The sequence below is a fragment of the Mycoplasma anserisalpingitidis genome, assembly GCF_007858495.1.
GTDB lineage: Bacteria > Bacillota_I > Bacilli_A > Mycoplasmatales > Metamycoplasmataceae > Mycoplasmopsis > Mycoplasmopsis anserisalpingitidis_A.
Genome location: NZ_CP041663.1, coordinates 382,045 through 403,433 on the forward strand (window position 1 = coordinate 382,045; position 21,389 = coordinate 403,433).

The 21,389-nt window shown below is 25.9% G+C and carries 17 protein-coding genes; 4 read left to right on the top strand and 13 right to left on the bottom strand.

Translation table 4 applies throughout. The annotated features are described in order from the left end of the window. Window positions 1-78: 78 nt before the first annotated feature. Window positions 79-357 carry a hypothetical protein gene (locus FOY43_RS01440; protein ID WP_146308792.1) on the bottom strand — a complete coding sequence of 93 codons (279 nt, stop codon included), beginning with the start codon at window positions 355-357 and terminating at the stop codon, window positions 79-81. Window positions 358-480: 123 nt separating this feature from the next. Between FOY43_RS01440 and FOY43_RS01445 the strand changes: the two genes are divergently transcribed. Genes FOY43_RS01445 through FOY43_RS01460 form a run of 4 tightly spaced genes read left to right on the top strand, consistent with a single transcriptional unit; the run spans window position 481 to window position 5,982 of the window. After that, the gene (locus tag FOY43_RS01445; protein ID WP_146308793.1) at window positions 481-1,500 is read left to right on the top strand and encodes a glycosyltransferase; all 1,020 of its coding nucleotides are present in this window, start codon (window positions 481-483) and stop codon (window positions 1,498-1,500) included. A gap of 1 nt (window position 1,501) precedes the next feature. Further along, complete coding sequence (locus FOY43_RS01450; RefSeq protein ID WP_146308794.1) at window positions 1,502-2,158, top strand: RDD family protein; 657 nt, start codon at window positions 1,502-1,504, stop codon at window positions 2,156-2,158. A 12-nt stretch (window positions 2,159-2,170) separates the two neighbouring features. Next, window positions 2,171-4,333: an ATP-dependent helicase gene (locus tag FOY43_RS01455; protein ID WP_201273916.1), complete on the top strand. Its 2,163-nt coding sequence runs from the start codon at window positions 2,171-2,173 to the stop codon at window positions 4,331-4,333. A gap of 2 nt (window positions 4,334-4,335) precedes the next feature. Beyond that, window positions 4,336-5,982, top strand: coding sequence for an MHO_4530 family protein (locus FOY43_RS01460; protein ID WP_162847756.1), 1,647 nt, complete (start codon window positions 4,336-4,338; stop codon window positions 5,980-5,982). Window positions 5,983-6,021: 39 nt separating this feature from the next. Here the strand turns inward: FOY43_RS01460 and FOY43_RS01465 are convergent, their stop codons facing one another. The 12 genes from FOY43_RS01465 to FOY43_RS01520 form a co-directional block, all read right to left on the bottom strand. Further along, window positions 6,022-7,260: a CNNM domain-containing protein gene (locus tag FOY43_RS01465; protein WP_146308796.1), complete on the bottom strand. Its 1,239-nt coding sequence runs from the start codon at window positions 7,258-7,260 to the stop codon at window positions 6,022-6,024. A gap of 85 nt (window positions 7,261-7,345) precedes the next feature. Beyond that, window positions 7,346-8,770: a replicative DNA helicase gene (dnaB, locus tag FOY43_RS01470; RefSeq protein ID WP_146308797.1), complete on the bottom strand. Its 1,425-nt coding sequence runs from the start codon at window positions 8,768-8,770 to the stop codon at window positions 7,346-7,348. A gap of 2 nt (window positions 8,771-8,772) precedes the next feature. After that, window positions 8,773-9,231 carry a 50S ribosomal protein L9 gene (gene rplI / locus FOY43_RS01475; RefSeq protein ID WP_146308798.1) on the bottom strand — a complete coding sequence of 153 codons (459 nt, stop codon included), beginning with the start codon at window positions 9,229-9,231 and terminating at the stop codon, window positions 8,773-8,775. Next, window positions 9,212-11,200, bottom strand: coding sequence for a DHH family phosphoesterase (locus FOY43_RS01480; protein ID WP_146308799.1), 1,989 nt, complete (start codon window positions 11,198-11,200; stop codon window positions 9,212-9,214). The genes rplI and FOY43_RS01480 overlap by 20 nt, the downstream gene beginning before the upstream one ends. A 103-nt stretch (window positions 11,201-11,303) precedes the next feature. After that, window positions 11,304-11,762, bottom strand: a complete 459-nt coding sequence (locus FOY43_RS01485) for a PTS sugar transporter subunit IIA (RefSeq protein WP_146308800.1) — start codon at window positions 11,760-11,762, stop codon at window positions 11,304-11,306. 11 nt (window positions 11,763-11,773) lie between these two features. Continuing rightward, a complete protein-coding gene (locus FOY43_RS01490) occupies window positions 11,774-12,622 on the bottom strand; it encodes a DegV family protein (protein ID WP_146308801.1) in 849 nt (282 codons plus the stop codon). 135 nt (window positions 12,623-12,757) lie between these two features. Continuing rightward, window positions 12,758-14,200 carry a hypothetical protein gene (locus tag FOY43_RS01495; RefSeq protein ID WP_146308802.1) on the bottom strand — a complete coding sequence of 481 codons (1,443 nt, stop codon included), beginning with the start codon at window positions 14,198-14,200 and terminating at the stop codon, window positions 12,758-12,760. 28 nt (window positions 14,201-14,228) lie between these two features. Then, window positions 14,229-15,734: a hypothetical protein gene (locus FOY43_RS01500; protein ID WP_146308803.1), complete on the bottom strand. Its 1,506-nt coding sequence runs from the start codon at window positions 15,732-15,734 to the stop codon at window positions 14,229-14,231. A 6-nt stretch (window positions 15,735-15,740) separates the two neighbouring features. Continuing rightward, entirely contained in the window at window positions 15,741-17,288 is a 1,548-nt protein-coding gene (locus tag FOY43_RS01505; RefSeq protein ID WP_146308804.1) for a hypothetical protein, read from the bottom strand. Window positions 17,289-17,360: 72 nt separating this feature from the next. Further along, a complete protein-coding gene (locus tag FOY43_RS01510) occupies window positions 17,361-17,816 on the bottom strand; it encodes a hypothetical protein (RefSeq protein WP_146308805.1) in 456 nt (151 codons plus the stop codon). 1 nt (window position 17,817) lies between these two features. Continuing rightward, window positions 17,818-20,337 carry an ATP-binding cassette domain-containing protein gene (locus FOY43_RS01515; protein WP_146308806.1) on the bottom strand — a complete coding sequence of 840 codons (2,520 nt, stop codon included), beginning with the start codon at window positions 20,335-20,337 and terminating at the stop codon, window positions 17,818-17,820. Next, window positions 20,330-21,388 (bottom strand): ABC transporter ATP-binding protein, encoded by a 1,059-nt coding sequence (locus FOY43_RS01520; RefSeq protein WP_146308807.1) that lies wholly within the window; start codon window positions 21,386-21,388, stop codon window positions 20,330-20,332. Before FOY43_RS01520 ends, FOY43_RS01515 begins: the two co-directional genes overlap by 8 nt. Window position 21,389: the final 1 nt, after the last annotated feature.

Below are 21,389 nucleotides of genomic sequence, written 5' to 3' on the forward strand. Positions count from 1 at the left end.
CTTTCATATTGTCGCTACAACTGTAGCAGTAATATTTTAAAGGATAAATACAGTTTTAATTGCTTTTTACAATGAAAATTATGAAATTAATTTAAATAAGAAACCGAATGCTATTATAAAAAAAACTATAGAAAGAATTAATGGTGAATTATAGAGTGCTCTAAGACTTGAAGGAACATACATTCCTGTTGATTTATAGTCAGTAATATTACTCTTTGGATGATTTTTTTTGTACTCATTCATTTGAGCTTGTTTATAATTTCTCATTTTTTTCATACAAATTGGGTAAATCAATAAACAAACAATACCTAAAATAACGCAAATAACTAGGCCAAAAAGATAAATTCAATGATTCATAGTTTTCCTTTTCTATTGCAATTTTACATTGATTTTTTAAAAATATTTTAAATTACACATTTTATCTAAAATATCATAACTTATAAATGTGGTAAAATTATAAGTATAAAATTAAGGAGTAAAATGAAACTAACAATCATATCGTCAATTACTGAAAATGAACGTGATACAAGCAGTTTTTTAAAAGATTTAACTGAGCAAGATACTCAGGATTTTGAAGTTATTTTGTGCTTAAATAAATCAAGCAGTACTAAAAAAATTTTTTCACTTATTTCTGAGTATGGTAAGTTCTTTGGTTCACGCCTTAAGGTGATATGAAATTACAAAAATCAATCAGTTAATTACAACATAACTAGTGCTTTTAGAATAGCTAAAGGAAATTATGTAACAATCATTAATAGTGATACTTCACTTAGAAAATATTACTTACTAAAAATGATTGAACATGCAGTTAAGTATGATGTTGATGTACTTGAATTTAAACCTAGATTAATCGGTTCAACACGTTGAAAACCTAAAGCTAGAATAGAAACTAAAGAACCAGTAAAAATTTCTAATAGACCTGATGTTTTCGCTTACACTTTTCCTTTTATATTAAATAAAATTTTCAAAAAAAGCGTCATTCAAAAGTATGAAAAGAATTGACCTAAACAAAGTGCTGATGATAAATTAGCGGTTAGTTTAAACTATCAATTAATGCTCCTTTCTAGAACATATATGTATGTTGATTCAAGGATTAAAAGAGATTATTTCGATCTAGAAACATGAATTAACCCAAAAACTTACATAAATAATTTCAAAGATATTGAAAAAATGTTTATGAATTACGAAAGTAAAATTATGCATGAATATGAATATGCGAAAAATTATTTCTTAAAAGTTTTTTTGCCAGGTTTAATTACTGATATCTCACTTATTAGCGTTAGAAATTTAATTCACTATAAGGAATTAAATGAAAAAAGAAGTAAGAAATTCATTGATGAATTAAAACTTTACATTGATAAATTACAAAAATCACCAGAATTTAAAAAATTCATGGATACTAACAATTATATGTTGTTAAAAAACACTGAAACAGATCTTATTAAAAATAACGTTCCAATTTCAAAATGACGTACTATTCTTAATGAATTAGAAGAGTAAAATGCATTTATATCAAAATTCAAGTTTTTTTAGGAGATTTTTCAGTTCAATCTTAGATGCTGTGATTTGTATAATTGTTTGTATTTTTTTATTTTTTTTAATTGCTAATTTTAGCGATTTAAGAAATGTTGAATTTAATAAGCTTCAATATTATTCAACATTTATTCTAGCAATTATTTTCTTAGTTTTTTATTACATCTTTATTCCATATTTTTGAAAAGGCTCAACATTAGCGATGCATATTTTCAAAATGAAAATGATTTGTGAAAATAAAGATAAAAAAATAACATTATTAGATTTATTAAAAAGAAATTTTTTATTGTACATCATACTCTTAAATTTAATTTATATTATAGTTTTTTTTGATAATCAAAGTATTAAGGATTTTAAGCTAAGTGATGAACAAATTAAAAACCTTTCATTTTGAAATAAAGCAAAAATAAATTTTACCTATGCTTTTACCACTGTTTTTATGTTTATATCATTTCTAAATTTTGTTATTTTACTTCTAAACAAGAAAAAACTTTCAGCAATTGAATATGTGAGTAATACTAGAGTTGTAAATAAAAAAATGATTTATGTTCAACAAAATCAAAATATTAAATTAATGCCTGTGCAAATTGAAGAAAGAGAAATAATTATTATCACCAATGATTAAGGAGGTGTTATTATGAAAATAAATAATATGTCATTGTTAAACGACTTGAACGAACAACAAAAAGAAGCTGTTCAATTTTTTAATAGTTCACTTAGAATAATTGCTGGACCAGGAAGCGGTAAAACTAAAGTTTTGACTAGAAAAGTAGCTTACTTAATTAATGATTTAGGGATTACTCCAAATAAAATATTAGCTGTTACCTTTACAAATAAAGCTGCAAACGAGATGTCAGAAAGAATTAGACAATATTGCGATGCTGACACAGATAAACTAAACATTAGCACTTTTCATGCTTTATGTGCAAAAATTCTTAGAATTGAGTATTTAAGTGCAGAATTAAAAAGTGATTTCTTAATAATCGATGAAATTGACAAAAAGGATATTCTTTCAAATATTTACAAAGAATTAAATATTAGTAAAAGTCAAATAACTTTTTCAAATATGATTCAAAAAATATCATGATATAAAAATACCAAGATCACATTAGATGAATTAGCTAAAGAAATGGAAATCCCAATTGATGATCCAATTATTCTTGCAATTAAAAGCTATGAACATGAATTGGCATCAAAAAGAATGGTCGACTTTGATGATTTAATCATTCGTGTTGAAACTCTATTTGATAAGCATCCTGAAATAGCTAAAAAATGATCAGAAAAATTTTCGTTTATTTTAGTTGATGAATTTCAAGACACCTCAGTTTCACAATATAATATTGTTAAAAAGTTAATAAACAAGGATACACACATTACAATTGTTGGTGATCCAGATCAAACTATATATAATTGACGTGGGGCTGATGTTAGTTTAATTTTAGACTTTCACAAAGATTTTAGCGATACTAAAACTATCGTTCTTCAAACGAACTATCGTTCAACAAAGAAAATTGTAAATGCAGCTAATCAATTAATTGTCCACAATAAAAAAAGATATGTAAAAGATTTAATAACTGATAATGAAATTGGTACTGATATTGAATTCTTTCATGCTTTTAACATGGAAGCAGAAGCTAGATGAGTTGTACAAAAAATAAATGAACTTAAGAAAAACAAAATTCAACTTAAAAATATCGCAATTCTTTATCGTTCAAACTTTTATTCAAGACCTTTTGAAGAAGCTTTGATTAAAGAAAATATTAATCACAAAATATTTAATGGTGTTAAATTCTTCCAAAGAGAAGAAATTAAAAACTCAATAGCATTCTTAAGAATTCTTTATGATGGTTCAGATTTAGCTTTTGAAAGGGTTGTGAATATTCCAACTAGAGGAATTGGTGAAACCACTCTGGAAAGATGTATTGAGATTGCTAAAAATAATAAAAAAACATTATTCAACACCTTCATGCAAGATTATAAGACTTTACCAATTAGACCAAATATCATAAGAGAAAAACTTTACCCATTCCTTTATAGTATTAAAAAACATAGCGTATTGTTAAAGTCTGAAAAACATAAAATTAAAATTTCCGAAGTGTTAAGATTATTCTTAGAAGATATTGGATATCTTAAGTCAATTGAAAATATTTCAAACCTAAGGGGTTCTGCGGTAGATAATGTTAACGAATTAATTGAATCAATTAAAAACTGAGAAGAGCAAAATCCTGATAAAGGTGTTAAGGAATATCTTGAAATGGTTTCTCTTCTTAGTTCATCTGATGAATTTGATACTGGAACTAATTATGTTTCGTTAATGACCATCCACTCAGCAAAAGGACTTGAATTTGATAATGTATTTATAGTTGGAATGAGTGAAAATATATTTCCATCAGTAAGATCTGTTAATGACTTAAACCCTGAACTGGTTGAAGAAGAAAGAAGACTAGCTTATGTCGCTGTTACTAGAGCTAGAAAAAGATTATTTATTTCAGATTCGCGAGGAATAGTTCTTGGTACAAGAATTGATAAATCACCTTCAAGATTTATCAAGGAAATGGGTATTGATATTGAAAAATTCATTTTAGTTCAAGATGATCATTTAAGTTTTGATACAGATTCTGTTGATGATGAACATCAAAATGACAAAATTATTGTAGGTGACTTCATTTCTCATAATATCTTTGGTGAAGGTGAAGTTTTAGAAGTTAATAACTCAGACATTATCGTTTCATTTGTTGTTGATAATAAAACTAGAACACTTAGAAAAAACCACCCTGCTATTAAATTAATCAGAAAATAATTATGTACATTTGAATTTTTATCTTAATAATTTTAATTTTGTTTATATTACTTGTTGTCAGCGGAATAATATCAATACTAATATTTCATTATGTTAATGGACGTTCTAATAGTGGACTGATACTATTTAAAATTGATTCAATAAACAAACGTGTTCTAAGATTTAGTGAAACTGAAAAATTATTACCTACACCTTTAGACTATAAAAAAGGAAAATTTGAAATATACAACTATCTTCCGTTGAATGATTTTTTAGAGTTTTTTGATCATCAAACTACTTCGTTGATTAAAGATGTTCTAGATAATAATCTTCAGAGAAGAGTTTTTATAACAGCTCAATTAAATAACAATATAAAAATTAAAAAAACGTTCTTGGAATCTCTTATAACTAAGATCGATAAAAAAACAAGAAGAAATGAAAATATCCTTTACAACTTGAATATTGTACCTCTAGATGATGGAAGCTATTATTGCAGTATAAATTGATTCTTAAATGAAATTTCCAAATCAAAAACTCTGTACAAAAATGAAAAAAATGAATTTGTTAAATATGTAAAAGGTCCTTTTTTATGTATCTCGATATTAAAAAAACCTTACTATTTTATTAATAAAGTTACAAAAAACGAAAAAATCAAAATTATTAAAAAATTAAAGCTTAAAGTACATTATGTTTCAGTTCATGAGACTGAAGAATTACTGATGTTTATTGTCAAAATACCAAAGAAACAAAAATATGATGCTTTAATTAAATCTATAAAAAGTTTAAATCAATCAACATTATTTAAAAAAATAATTGATGTCATATCAATTCAAGAATTTAAGAAGATTATTGATAATTATGAATTTGAAGTTTTATTAAATAAATCTAGATACTGCTTATATAATCTTAAAAATCGAAATGATCCTGAACAGTTCTCTGTTTATCAAATTTTAAGTGATTATAAGGAAGGATTCGATAAGTTTAGTAATGAGTACAATAATTTATTGGAATTAAATAAAAATCTAAAATACAAAATCAAAAAATTACCTATATTAAGTTACAAAAGTTTACAAAAAACTAAATATGAAGTTGTAAATTTTGAGTATCCTTCTGTTGATAAAAACACAATTCATTTTTTTAATAAAATACCTTACATTAGATACAAATTTGAAGATTTACAAATTGAAAATTACTTTAGAAATAATGAATTTAATGAATATAACCAAAACAAGCAAAATAAGAAAATAATCATCCCAATCTCTGAGCAAAATTTTCTTAACATTTCTGCCGAAATAGTTCCAAAAAATGTTATTTTAATGATTTACTCATTTGATAACAGTTTTGATTACACAAAATTATTATTTAAATTTGATGAATTTAGAAGTAGGGATATGGAATGTGCTATTTATATCAATAAGATAACAGGTCAATTAATGAATTTAATGAATAATAAATTCGTAAACCCTATAATTATTGGTAAAAATATAACAACTAAAATCAATCAGCAAAAAGTGTTTTTTGATTGCATGAACATATACGAAGTTTCTAAATCAATTGATGCTAAATTGATTTATGAAATCGAATCATTAAATTTTGATAATTATCACGTAGAAAAACTAGGTATTAACTCCTTTTATTCTGAACATGATCTAAATCATGAGATAAAATAAAAGCCAAAGGAAAAATAAACTTCGGCTTTTTTATTTTATCTATAAGCGATTTACTTCAATAACGGCATATTTATTATTCTTATTTTTTGTTTCAATAACTTTAAATGTAGCTACATCTTCAAAGCTATATTTTAAGTTTTTAATCAATCTAACTCTTTTAGAACGATTTAACATTCATTCTGACAATGTTAAATTCAACTCATCTTCGTCAAGTTTATCAATATCTAATTCAAGTTGCTTGAAAATATCTTTCATTAAAACATTTGATTTAACTCTTGATTTTTCTAGACTTATTTCATAAATATCTTCAACTTCATCAGTTTCATCATAAATTTCTCCAACTAACTCTTCAATAATATCTTCAATTGTGATAATTCCAATAACATCTGTTGAACTATTGTTTTCAACAACAAATGCCATTTGTGCTTTAGCATATCTCATTTTTTCTAGTGCACTCGAAAGAATTGAATTAGCTGAAATATATGGTACTGATTTAATAAAATCAATAACTTTACCTTTTTTAAGGTGGTAAATATCTTTTAATATTACAATACCAATAAGTTTTCCATCTTTGCTTTCTACTGGTAATCTAGAATAATTAGAATCTTTGAATACTTCAAGAGCATCTTCAATCGAACTATTATATTTAATTGTTACAACTTCTTTAAGTTTTACATAGTGTTGGATAACTTTAATTGAGTCTAAATCTAATGCATTTTGAGCTAGCAAACTTTCACCTTTTTGAAGAACTCCTTCTTCTTTAGCTATATCTATCATTGTTTTAAGCTCATCTTCAGAGTTAGTGATATAAACTTTTTTACCCAATTTACTAATGGGATAGGCAATTATAAAGAAAACTCAATTGAAAAATTCAATTAATCACGAAAAGTTTTTTAAATAGAAAAATGGATTTGCTTTAGCAATCATTTTTGGCATGATTTCACCAATTAAAACAATAATCGGAGTAACAACTAAAGTTGCAACAATCGCAACAAGCCCTTGATCATTTAAAATAATTTGACTCAGTAATAGAGAAGTTAAAGTTGAAGAACTAATATTAACAATATTATTACCAATCAATACTGTACTTAAAACCTGATTGTATTTCTTCAGATGTCTTTGAACTAATTTAGCTCCACGTTCCTTGTTTTCAACCATTTGCATAACTTTAGCAGCAGAAATTGATGTATAAGCTGTCTCTGCTCCACTGAAAATACTACTTAAAATAAATAGCATAATTAAAACTATTAATAAAATTATTTTGACATAGTTAGGCATTTCTTACCTCCATATCAAAAACTTTAAAACTAATTTCATTTATTAAAAAACTATGATAACAGGGGGATTCACCCATGATTACTCCTTAATTATTTTCTTTTTTTATCATTTCGCTGAAACGACTAATATTCATTTGAAATCTTAATTTCTTTGTGTCTGTAGCACCAGAACGATATTTAGCAATAATAATCTCAACCTCTGATCCGGCCGCTTGTTCTTGTTCTTTAGTTAAAAAAGAGTTATTCTTTTTATTCCTATTGTAATAATCATCTCTATACAAGAAGAATATCATATCAGCATCTTGTTCAATTGCACCACTTTCACGTAAATCACTCAATAGCGGTCGTTTATCTTCTCTATTTTCAACTGAACGAGAAAGTTGTGAGAGAGCTATAACTGGAACATTTAATTCACGTGATAATTGCTTAAGTGATCTAGAGATTTTTGAAACTTCATTTTGTCTATTATCTCTATTATTACCTTCGATAGATAAAAGTTGAAGGTAGTCAATAACAATCAAATCCAATCCAATAGTTCTCTTTAACTTTCGAGTCTTTCACATTATTTCGCCTAATGCAGATGTAGTTGACTCATCTATATAAAGTGGAAGTGGATCGATAGTGCTATATTTAGCTGTAGAAATTATATTTCACTCTTCAGGTGTGATAAATTGAGGTTTTTTTAATTTGTTTCCATCTATTTCAGCTAAAGAGGCGTATATTCTGGACATAAGTTGCAAATCAGACATCTCTAAACTGAAAAAAGCGACTTTTTTTCCTACTCTAGCTGCATTTGTAGCAATATTTAAAGCAAAAGCAGTTTTACCCATAGCAGGACGTGCTGCAATTATAATTAATTCACCACCTTTAAAACCTTGAATCGCTTTATCCAAGTCACTAAAACCTGTTGGAACACCAAAAAGTTCATCTATGCTTGCATTTCTTCTCTTATTAAGATCCATAAAATATTCATCAGAAATTTCTCGAGCAGACTTAAAATCATTAATTCTAGCTATTTCAGATGCTTCAGAAATTTTCATTTCAAGTAAAGGAACAAAAGTTTCTAAATTTGTATCTGGATCAGTTTTAACTTTATATAGCATTGATTCTAATGTGTTTTCAACGTCTCTGAGTGCACTTAAACGATTAAGTTGTTGAAAATATTGAACTCTATTTACAACTAATGATGCATTTATAACTAAATCATGGATATAATCCATGTTTATTTCACTATTAGAACTAACAAATGAGAGAATATAATCAACTAATTCTTGATATTCTAAAATACCTAAGTCTTGATTTGCTTCATAATAATTCATCAATGCATTATAAACAGTTTTATTTGCATATCTATAAAAACATTTTTCACTAAGGAAGTTTTTAGCTTCTTCGAAATATTTTTTCTCTTTTGAAACCAAAAGCATTCCTAAAACTTTCTTTTCGCAAAATTCATCAAAGTGAATGGTTGAATTATTATTTTCAATTTGATTATTTTTAATGCCTATATGCATCCTTATTTTACTTCCTTGATTTTAATTTCAATATAAACTTTTGCAACAATGTCATTGTATACTTTTACTTTTATTTCATGAGTTCCATTTGAAACTAAGTGAATTTTTTCAAGAGAGTGTTTATCTAATTTAAAACCAAGATTTCTTAAATCTTTTTCAATTTGTTTTGTTGAAATCGAACCATGAACATTTAAATTGAAATTAGCATCAATATTAGCTTCAAGTTCGTAAACTAATCTAACATTTTCTAATTCTTCTTTGATTTTTAGTGCCTCTTGTCTTTTTTCATGTTCTTTAGCACTAAGTTGATCTAATTTTCTTTCTAATGTTCTCTTTGTACTTTCATTGTAAGGTAATGCATAACCTTGACGAATTAAAAAGTTTTTTGCATATCCATCAGATACTTCAATAACTGTGTTAGCCTTACCATCTTTACAATCTTTAATTAATATCACTTTCATTTGTTTTACCTCCTACAATAGCTTGGATAATATTGTCTATAAACACATCAAGTGGTTCGTCAGTTACAGCGGCAGCTGTTCCAAAGTGGCCTCCACCACCTACGTCTTCACAAATAATTTGAACGTTAGTGTTTATTCCGCGAGCGCTCAATTTATATAAATTAGTATTTTCTTGCTTAGCAACAACAAAACTTGCTACACGTCCACTAATTTTTAATATTTCATTACTTGCAATACTGATAATATCATTACTTACTTCAATGTCTTTGTAAGCTAAATAATATCCAGGCTTAACTTCTTGAATATTTTCAAGAAGCTCACTTACAATTTTGTATGTTTTTTCATCAATTTTTAAAATTTCATTACTAATCGTTCCTTTTGCTCCTAAACTTTCTAAATATGAAGCAGCACTAAATGCTCTAGGAGTTATAGATTTAGTAAATTGTGCTGTATCTAAATAAATTCCATTTAACAATAATTGAGCTGTAAGTGCATCAATAGCATTATTTTCTTGAGTAAACATTATAATTTCACTAACAATTTCTGATGCACTTGAAGCATTAGGATCAATATAACGGTTTTCTCTTAAACAGAAATCAACACTCGGTCCAACTCTGTGGTGGTCAAAAATAAATATATTATCTATTTTTGCATTTACTATAGCACTAGGATTATCGGTTCTATTTAATACAGAGTTATCGACTAAAATAACTATCGTTGAAGAATTCGTTAATGAATTTGCTTCGGTAGGTTTAATGAATACCCCTTCATCTTTTAGGTTATGTTTTTTTATAACTTTTAATGCTGTTGAATCAAAAGTAGTGTTGCAGATATAAGCGTCTTTACCAAAATTTTTTGCTAACTTATAAATACCATATGCACTACCTATAGCATCTAAGTCTGCAAATTTATGTCCATAAATAATAACGTTTTTAATATTTTTTGATTTTAGTTTTTGTTCAAGTTTATTTGAAATCAATTTAATATTTGTTCTACTGTTGTCAGGTAAAATTTCACTACTTGAACCATAATAAACTGGAGTTGAAATATTTGAAAAAATTGTTACTTGGTCACCACCACGATTTTTTGATTGTAATAAAGCTTTTTTAGCCTGCTCTATTTTCATATCAAGACTAGGTCAACCTTTAGCAAATCCAACAGAAACACTTATACGTTCAGAAACACCGATTTCTGAAAAATTTTTAAATGTTAAAAAGTTTGTAAATGATTCTTTTTCTAATAGATCAAGAGTTTTTTCATTACAAACGATAACAAATTTACCATTAGTGTACTGTCTGTAAATGAAGTTATATTCGGGATTTTTTACATATTTTTCAAAATTATCAACAATTGACTTATTAATATTAAATAATTGTTCTTCACTCAAGATTGATTGGTACAATTGATAGTTATCAATTTCAATTTCACCTAAAACAACTTTTTGATCTTTGAATTCACGAACTATGCTTACTTCGTTGGTTATATCTTTAATAGATATAATGTTTTTTAGCGACCAAACTTTAACTTCATACTCAAAATTGTTGTGTGAAATATTAAAAGTATTAAGTCTAGGAAATTCTTTTGATTTATTATAATATTTAACAAAAAAGTCCTTTAATGATAAACCAATAACATTTCTGTCAAATCTATTTTTGATAAAAGTACTTGCTCAAGTTATTCTTTCATCATTATTATCATAAACAATGATTCCGAAATTATTATTTGTGATAATTTCGTCAATATATGAACTGAATGATTTTTTAACTAATTCTCTACTTTTTATAAAGTTAGAAATAGCAAAATATGAACTTAATATGAATATAACTAAAGCAAATAACAATGCGATAATTGCTATCCATTCCATTAAAATGTCATGATTATTTATACCTAAAACTAGTGATACAATAACTAAAACTAGCGAAGCAATCGCTATGATTATTCACAAATAAAACTGCTGTTTTTTGTTCATATTTCTCCATTATATTAAATATATTTATTATTATACCAAATACTATGTTTTTAAATAGGTTAGAAAAATTCTAAACAATAAAAAAGTAAGCTAAGCTTACAATTTATAATGGAAAATATTTTAGAAGCACTTCATAAGCCTGTTCTTGAGTCTTAGCACTCATGATTTCAACATGGAACTGATCATCTAAAGAATAATCAGCAATAACTTGGATAGAATCAAGTTGAATTTCACGATCTTCCTTGCTTAGCACGATCGTAAAAATCAAATCAACTTTTACATTATCTTCAGCATCTCAGTCAATTCCGTTTTTTAGTATCGCTAAGGAAATTGTTGGTTTAATTACAGTTGAAGAGATACCATGTGGAATTGCAATCCCATCATTTAATGCTGTTGACATTAAATTTTCTCTATAATTTAGTGCATTAAGAAATCTTTCTTTATCCTCAATGAATTTTGATTCACATAGCTTTTCAGCAATTATTTCTAACGCATGATTATGATCATTAACATCAATATCAATAAAAATTGATTTAGGATTTAAAAGTTCTTTAATAGTCATAAGATTTCTTTCTACTTATTGTTCAACTTAGGCATAACTGAAATACTAAAAGCTGAAGGACCGCAATGAATTGCGACAGCACCAGAAGTTGATTGAATTGAATCTAATACAATGCCAAATTCACCCGCCACTTCTTTAACAACATCTACAACTTTATGATCAAGTCCTCTAATTAGTCTAAAAGAAAATTCATTAACTTTTTCTACTCCACCGATTATTTTAACTAGTTTTTCAAATGTTTTACTAATTAATGAACTTGTAGTTCTCTTTAATGTTGAAACAGTAACTGATTCTCTATATTTAAGTAAAGGAATCATTTGAATTTTAGTCATAATGAATTTTTTAGCTCCAGTTAATCTTCCACCTTTAATTATGTAATCGAGGTTTACAGGTAAGATATAGGTTTGTGATTTTTCATTAATTTCATTAATTTCTTCAATAACTTTGTTTATGTCTTGGTTTTGTTCATAACTTCTTTGAGCATTTAAGGCTACATCAACAAATTGATCTCCACTAAAGAAATTACTTACAACATGAACATTTTGATATTCTTGTGAAATTGTTTTGCAATATCTTGAAGAACTACTAAGACTTTCATGAAGAATTAAAATAATCACATCATCAAAACTTTTCGACATTCTTTCGATTTCTGCTTCAAGTAAGTCCAATCTAGGAAGTGAGGTTAGAATATTGCTCGCTTTATCAATTTTATTTAATAAAATTTCAGGTTCTTGAAGTCCATCTTGAAAAATTTCACCGTCAATTTCTGATTGTAGCGAAAGAAATCCAAAACCTAATGAATTGGCTTGTTCTTTAGTCAAAGAACTAAAAGAATCAATTATAAAACCTAATTTTTTCATATATTTATTATATTTATTTATATTTAAAAGCAAAACATTTTTTAATACTATATTTTAGGTTAAAAAGTAAAAAACTTTTATGTAGTCGTTATTTTTTGAATGTTCAAATTCTAATATATAAAGTTTATTTTTATCTTATTTACCTATGTAATAATATTTATCATTATTTCTTAATTCATTTATTAATTTAGTTTGAATATTTGGATAAAAATCAATAAGTGCCTTCAAATATCAATTTCTTTGATTTTTATTATTAGTGCCATAGATTGCGTCAAAGTTATAAAAACTTGTATCTTTTCCTAAGTTATGAAATATTGCATAACTTCTTTGCTTAAAATAGTCTCATGCACCAGTACTATCTTTTGGATTGGTTTCAAATCAATCCCCAGCATTATAAGCTAATGGAGTATACATCGACTCTTTGTTATTGATATCTCTAGGATCATAATTATTATTAAGTATTCATAACCTATTTAAGTTGCTCACGGTAGCTCCAAAGGATTCATCATATTTATGAAAGTTTGCGTATCTTAAATCATAATAAATTTGATCTTTATATTTACCAAGAAATTTTTCTCAATAATTTATTTTGGCGCCGTAATTATAATCAAAATCATGCATTCACTCAGGTTTCACAAGAAAATCAATTTTTTCATCATTAACATAGCTTTTTAAAATAACATTCTCACCATTATATGACATAAAGGATGGTTTTTGCAGTTTTTCAGATAAATCATCCAATTCTGCATTTGTGAATAATTTAGCTTCTTCGCTTGAGTCAAAATTTATCTCTAAAATTGCTAAATCTATCATTCTATTTTCGAACATTTCTGTACCTAATAAAATTACATTAGGTTGAGAAATTTTTATCTTTTTATCTTTATTTAATAAGGTAATAACATTATTTAATTTTAATGGTTCGCTAGTTCTTGAGTCTGTATTTAAGGTGTAAAAGTTAACTAATTTAGATTGCGGAACTAATAAAAATCACTTTGTTGGGTAATTTTCACTAACTTCATAATCAAGAAAAAATCCATTAAAATAAGTTATTTCCAATTCACTATTTTTAGTTTCTATTAATATGTTATTATTATTTTCAAATTCACTAGTTTCTAATAAACTTAAGTCATCTTGTTTTTTAAATCCAATGACATATATAAAAATATTTTTTTCTTGATATTTATAAATTAAAAATACTGAACCTAAGTCATCAAAAGGCACAAATGAAACTAGTTCAGTATCAACTCATGCCTTTAACTTTATATTTCTTTTAATTTCATCTAAAGTTAATTGTGATGGTAAAATTTCTTTCTTATTTCAATCTGAATTTTCTTTTATTTTATATTTGAGACCATAATCTCATAAAGCTTTATCTTCAAATTTGTCACTGAATTCAAGTTTTCTATTATCTAGTTCATGATCTTTTTGTGGATCCGCTCATAAATATCTAATATTAGTTGAGGGATCTCGATGTTCTTGTAATACAAGAACTGAAAAAAGTGATACTATAAAACCAACTGATAAAGTATAAATAATAGTATTAATAGCAAAATAATTTCTAAACTTCTTATCCTTCATTTTGTTTCTCAGGTTACTAAAAAATTTTTTAATCATTTTTATCTTCTTTCATACTCAAATACGTTTTAATATTTGGTTTTATTTGTTTTAATGATTTTAAATATCAATTTTTTTGAGTTTGTTTATTACCATAAATTAAATCATATGACTCTAAATTGAGTAAATTGAATATTTTTAGATTAGATAATTTATCTACAATATTATTTTTAAATTCTTGAATGTTATCTCATTGAAGTGGTGTGTACAAACCGATTTCAGAATTTCGGTAATCACCTGTTTTAAGAGCAACAAAATTATCTTTATATATTACAGAACCAGAACTCCCTAATCCGTAACTAGTTTGTGAAAACCCAAGAGAAGTTGTAATATCTAAGTATTTTTTATTATTAACATTTAAAACTTGATTTTTACTAATTAGATTATTGTACACCATTAAATTAGTGCTTAAATTCTCTTTATTTTGCAAAATATGGACATTAGTTTTTTCAGATACTTTTACAATAGTATTTTCTTCTAAGTTAAATAAATCTGTTTGAGTATTCATTTCTTCAAAAGCTTTGAAATTAAGATTACTATTTGAAAATCATCTATATTTATCTAATTCTGAAATTGAAGTGAATTTTCTTGCTTCTTCTTGATTTTTAAAATCCACTTCGAAAACACAAACATCTAACATATCTTCAATTTCTTGGTTTTTTTCAAAACTCAAATAACTTAAATCGCTTTTAAAAACATCAAATCCCATAAAAACTATTCTAGGATTTTCAATTCTGTGAAACTCACCATTATTTGATAAATAAAATTCAGAATCATATTCAAAATTTTCATTCAAATATTGATTAGTTAATTCATAATTATTTTTGTTGCTAAAAATATTAAGTGGATGAATATTTGTTAGAAAATACCATTTTGTAGGATATCCATCATTATTTATTTCATAATCTATAAAAATCCCATTTGCAAAGGAACTCTGATTCAATTCGTTATTAGTAATTTTGAATGAGTTAAGATTTTTTAGTAAATTATCATTGTTTATATACTTAAAATCTTTATTAGTCATAAATCCATCTATAATAATAAATACAGGTTTGAAATAAGAAAAATCAGTAATTATATTTGATGGATAAACTCAAGCAATAACTCTACCTAATTTTTCAAATTTTTGGATTTCTTTAACTCTAAATTCTGTTTCAGGGTACTTAAAAGATATAAATTCATTAATATTTTCCAAATTAACGTCATTTACATTAATTTCTTTGACTTTGTTATAATCTATTTCAAAACCAATTTCAGATAGATATTTTCCATATTGATTGTCTAATGTGTAACTTATGTCTTTTTCAATAAATAATTTTGCTATATTAGAAGTTGTTTCATAATTTCCTCTATATTTTCTTGCAGATGCTAATATTAAAGATCTTTTGTCCGGAAGACCTCCACTAGCAATTTCCGCAACCATAAGTATGAATTCAAAGAATAAAATTCCACCACCTAATGCCGCATATTTCATATTATTTTTATTAAATTTCTTCATAGAAAATTATTTCTTGTTCGGAAATCCCTCTTCAACGAAATTACCAAAATTAAAAGATGTTCCAGGGGTTAGGTGTTGAAATTCGGAATCATTCGGTTCATTATTAACTTCCGAATTATATTCATTGGTTTTTGCAATATATAATTCTGGATAGCTAAATCATCCATCAGTTACTTTTCAAACTACACCATTATGCAATTGATTTGAAAAATTTAGTGCTGTTTTATAAATTGTATCTGCATTGTTTTTTAATTGAAAATTTCAATCATTTAATCCACAATCATTAAAATTCTCATAAACTGTATATCCATTACCGGTAGGTATTATTTTAAGAAATCATACTGTTAAATCATAAATCCCAGATGCAAACATAAAAAATGGATCAGCTGGTGTAGTTGACATCAGAGTACTTGCCAATCTCAAAGCATTTCCTAATATTTCAACAGCCGCTTTCGAACTTAAATAACCTTCTTTAACTGCTAGATTAATACTATCTGCTAGTAAATATGCTTGATATATACTAATTGCAGATTTTCATAAAATTTTATAATTATTTAAATTTAATGTATTATTTCTGTTTAACACATTTTTATCAACATCATTTAACATTTCAGTTAACTTTTCACGAACTAATTTAGCATTCTTAGGATCATCAACTAAAGAGCTTATTATATCAATAATTCTATTGGGTTGTTGATATAATGGTCTAGATTTATTGTGAAATTTTATTATTGAGTTAATGATTTTGCCTACACTACTGAATAATACAATTGCGGGATTTTTTTCATTTAAATCACTTAATCTAATCTCTAATTTTTCAACATTAACGTAAGAACTAGCTAATTTATTTGCTGACTCAATTAATTCATTTTCATTTATTTCAGCTTTAACAATTTGATCTAAAAAATCATCAAAAAATTTATTACTTTTTGATTGATCTCCTAAAATCTTAGTAAAAAAGTAGTTAAAAATATATTGATTTGATCAATGTATGTATGAAACATCTTCAGCGAAAAAATTATCAATACTATAGCTATGGGTATATCCACTTATTTTAATAAAATTTCCATTTTTGTCTTCTAATTTAAATTTAGTATCACTCTTTTCAGAACCGCTTTTTCCATTATTAAATCCTATAGATAGATATCCTTCTTCTTTAGTTTTCTTTTCATGAATAATTACACCAGTCTTAGTTGTTGAGTTTTTTGATGAGGAAAAATATCAATTTATCTTGTAAACTAAAAAGAGCATCTGATTCTTTGTTAATTTTAAATCGTATATTTTATCAACTAAGTCATCAATATTTTGGTATTGATTTATATTGTAAATAAAATCCAAAATATTCGAATCACTTCTAAAACTTTCTAATATTTCCTTACCTTTTTCTTCATCAAAATTTGAAACCAACGTATAAACTTGATTATAATTTTCAATTGCATTGTAAATTTCATTTTTTGTAGTAACGAAATCTTTTCTTCCAACAATAGATAGTGTTGTTACCAATGGGACAGCCACCAATGGAGTGGCTAATAAGATCTTTGTTTTTATTTTCATTTATACCTCTTTACCTATTTTAGTATTTTATCAAAAAACAAAAAATCACTACTTTTGGTAGTGATCGATTGATTACAATGAGAAAGGTAATGTTATGAAAAATATAATTAAATTAAGGAATATAGAAAATATAAAACCAAATGAAGTTCTTTGAGATTTTTTAATTTCTCTTTCTTTTTCCATTGATTTTTTATTTTCCAACATTCTTTGGTATGCAATTTTTTCGTTGTTGTTCATTTTTTCCATTTGTCTCTTTTGTTTGTATTCAATCCGATCTTGACGACCTGATTGATATCTTTTAAGAGATGAACCAATAAAACCTTTTGCGGCAACAATGCATAATAATCCTATTAATGCTGTAATAAGAAAAATTATGTTTAGCATTTGAATTACTTTTTGTTTTCCAACAACTAATGCATAAATGATTAATGCTAATGAAATTACTTCAATAATTGCAAAATGAATGTAAGTTCATTTATTTTTTAATGATCTTAAGAGATAATCTTTTATTCAATAAACTATTTTCATTTTACTTTAATGTACTTGCTTTATAATGTTCTTCCTTAATTCATTTTTCAAATTGCTCATCTGTAGAATAAATATAATGCTCATCTTCCACTTTATGAAGAGTAGGAATGTTAGGGAATTGTTGCTCTTTTAAGTATTGAAGTTCAAATGAAATATTTTGGAATTTTTCATTTGCATTTGAAATTTTCGGAATTGCTTTGAATAAATTGTTTGTATATGGGTGAACTGGATTTTCATAAATTTTTTCAGTTTTTCCAGATTCAACAATTTTACCTAAGTGCATAATTTGAACATTGTCAGCAACATATTCAATCATACTTAAGTCATGCGCAATAAAGATCATTGCAATGTTTTTGTTTTTACATAAATCTTTAAGTAAGTTAACAACTTGAGCTTGAATTGAGATATCTAATGAAGCGATTGGTTCATCAGCAACAATAACTTTTGGTTCTGTAATTAAGGCACGAGCGATAACAATACGTTGACGTTGTCCACCACTAAATTCATGAGGATAACGATAAGCAAATTGTTTGAGAAGACCAACACTTTCAAGAGATTTATAAATTTTTTCTTTTATAAACAATTTCTTAATATCTCTTTTGAATAGGTGGTCCTTAACTTTTGAAACAGCATTTTTAACTATATTAGATTTGATTTTAGCAACTTTATTGTCTAATTCATGAATCCCAAGAAGCTTGTAAATATTAAATAAATCTCTATCTAAATATTTCATTTCAATATCATAAGCCTTAAGACCTTCAATACGTTTTGAAACCGTTGCTTTATAGACATTCAATTCAACAATAAGTTTTTTAGATTCTTTTTTGCTAAGATTTTTTCTTTGTTGTTTGATATCTCAATTAAATCTATCAACAAAGATTTTGAATGCTTTATCAAATAATTTAAGTTGATTTTTGTATTCAACTTTTAGAGATAAGTATTTTTCTTTTCCAATAGCGATTTGTTGATTTAACTTTTCTAATCTAACATTAAAATCATTAATGTATTTTCTTAATTCTTCCTCATGAATTTCAACTGCTTTATCTAGAGTTTTTTTGTAACTTTCTAAATCGTTTGAATTATATTTTGGTTGTGCTGTTTTTTTAACTGTAGCTAATTTATTTTCTAAACTTGATATTTCAGAAATTAAATTTTCAAATCTATTAGCAAAATCTATTGCTCTTTGAGTTGAAAGATTAATTCACTTATCTAAGTTAAGATGACTTGAAGAAACAATGAATTTGGATAAGCTAATTTTATATTCTTTACTAAATACTTTGACAGATTTAGTTAATTCATTTAATTTTGAATCTAGAGAAACTTCATCATAAATATTCTTAATTTTTTCATTAATTTCTTTAAACATTTCTCTAGTCTCAGTTATGGATAAGTAATATAAACTATTTTTAACTTCTTTAGTTTTTGAAGTTACAACTTTATTTCTTATTCTGTAAACAGGGCATAAAGGTGTATTACTAAACAAGTTAATTCTCGAACCTATTTTAGCTTTTAAAATTTTTCTTACAACCTTGTTAATTTCACTTAATTTTACTGAGTGAATGTAAAATTCCTTATCAAAAGTATAATCAGAATTATTTCTTTGGAATTTCACTTCATTATTTAACTCATCTAAAAAATTGTTAAATGAGTTTTGAGCAATAGACATAATTTCATATTGTTCATTTTTTGCTTCTTTTAGATTTAGTTTTAATTCAGAAATTTTTCTCTCAATTTCCAATTCTTCTTCAGAAATTTTTGATAATTGTAAAACATTGTTATATGCATTTTTTGCATTTTGTAAATCTACCTCATCAAAATCAAGTTCATTATTTCTGAAATTTTCCTTCTTTTGATTGTAGATTAATAGCAATTCATCATTAACTTTATGTAGGTTAGTAATAATGATTGAGTTAATTTTATTTCTTTCTTCAATAAAACTAAAAAGATTATTGAAATTATCTTCAGCAGAAAGAGCATCATCATATTTGTAATTATTTAATTTTTCATTTCAAAGATTATGAAACGGTACTAAATTAGCATTTGCTAATTCATATGATTTTAATTCAAGATCTTTAGCTCTTTCGATAAATGAGTAGTGGAAATTATCCTTAATGTTATTTCAATCTTTTGAAAGGTCTTTAATTTCATCGTTGATAATTCCATTAACAATAAGTGGTTCCTTAAGAATTGAGAAAATAGTTTTTTGACCATTCAATGATGCGTGAGGATCTTGAAAGATCATTTGAATATTTTTACGCATCATTTTATTTCTTTTACGACTTATTTTTTTACCAGAGATGATTTTATCATCTAGAGAAACATAACCATTAAAATCGTCATAAAGTCTAAGTAATGAACGACCAACAGTTGTTTTACCCGAACCTGACTCACCAATTAAACCAACAACTTCACCTTCATGAACCTTGAATGAAACACCATCAACCGCACGGTTAATGTGGTTTTTGTTAATGAAATATTTTTTTAGATTTTCAATTTCTAAAACTACTTTTTTATTATTCATCTTTAAAAACCTCTCTGAATTTTCTTAAACGAATTTGCAATTCGTTACTTAGTTCTACTTTTGGTGCATCTGGGTGTAATAATCAAGTTGCTGCTGCATGAGTTTCACTTATTTTAATAAGTGGTGGTTCTTTAATAAAATCAATTTCTAAAGCATAGTCATTTCTGGGTGCAAAAGGATCACCAAGAGGTAAATTATTCATATCTGGAGGCGTTCCTTTAATTGAATAAAGTCTATCTTCCTTATTTTCAGGAATAGCAGAAATTAGTGCTCAAGTATATGGGTGCGCTGGTTCAGTAAAGATATCTTTTTTGGTACCTCTTTCAACAATTTTACCAGCATACATAACATAGATATAGTCACAGAATTTTGCAACTACTGAAATGTTATGACTAATTAAAATAATTGAAATATTCATTTTTTGACGAATATCTTCAAAAAGAGCAAGAACACTAGCTTGAACAGTGGGGTCTAATGCCGTTGTAGGTTCATCAGCGATAATTAACATCGGTTTTAAGGCTACAACCATTGTAATAACAACCCTTTGTTTCATACCACCACTAAGTGTATGAGGATACATGTAGAACACTTGCTCAGCTTGCATAATTCCAAATTGCTTAAGTAATCCGATTAAATATTCAATTTTTTCTGCTTTACTTTTATGTTTTCAATCTTCATTGTAATTTAATGCATCAAGAAGTTGTTTACCGATTTTACGTGTTGGGTTTAACGAAGTAAGCGGATCTTGAGGAATATATCCAATTTTACTTCCACGAATTTTTCTTCAGTCTCTCTCTTTTTTTATTTTACTTAAATCCACATTATCGATTTGCATAATATCAGCACTAGTAAAGGTGTTTTCATTCACATTAATTAATGATTTAGATGTAACACTTTTACCTGAACCAGATTCACCTACAAGTCCAACAATTTGTCCTTTTTTAATGTTTAAGTCTACACCACGAACAATAGTAATAAATTTATCTCTTTTAAGTTTAAAACTTACTTTTAAGTTTTTAACCTTTAATAAAGTTTCTTGATTTTTGTCCATG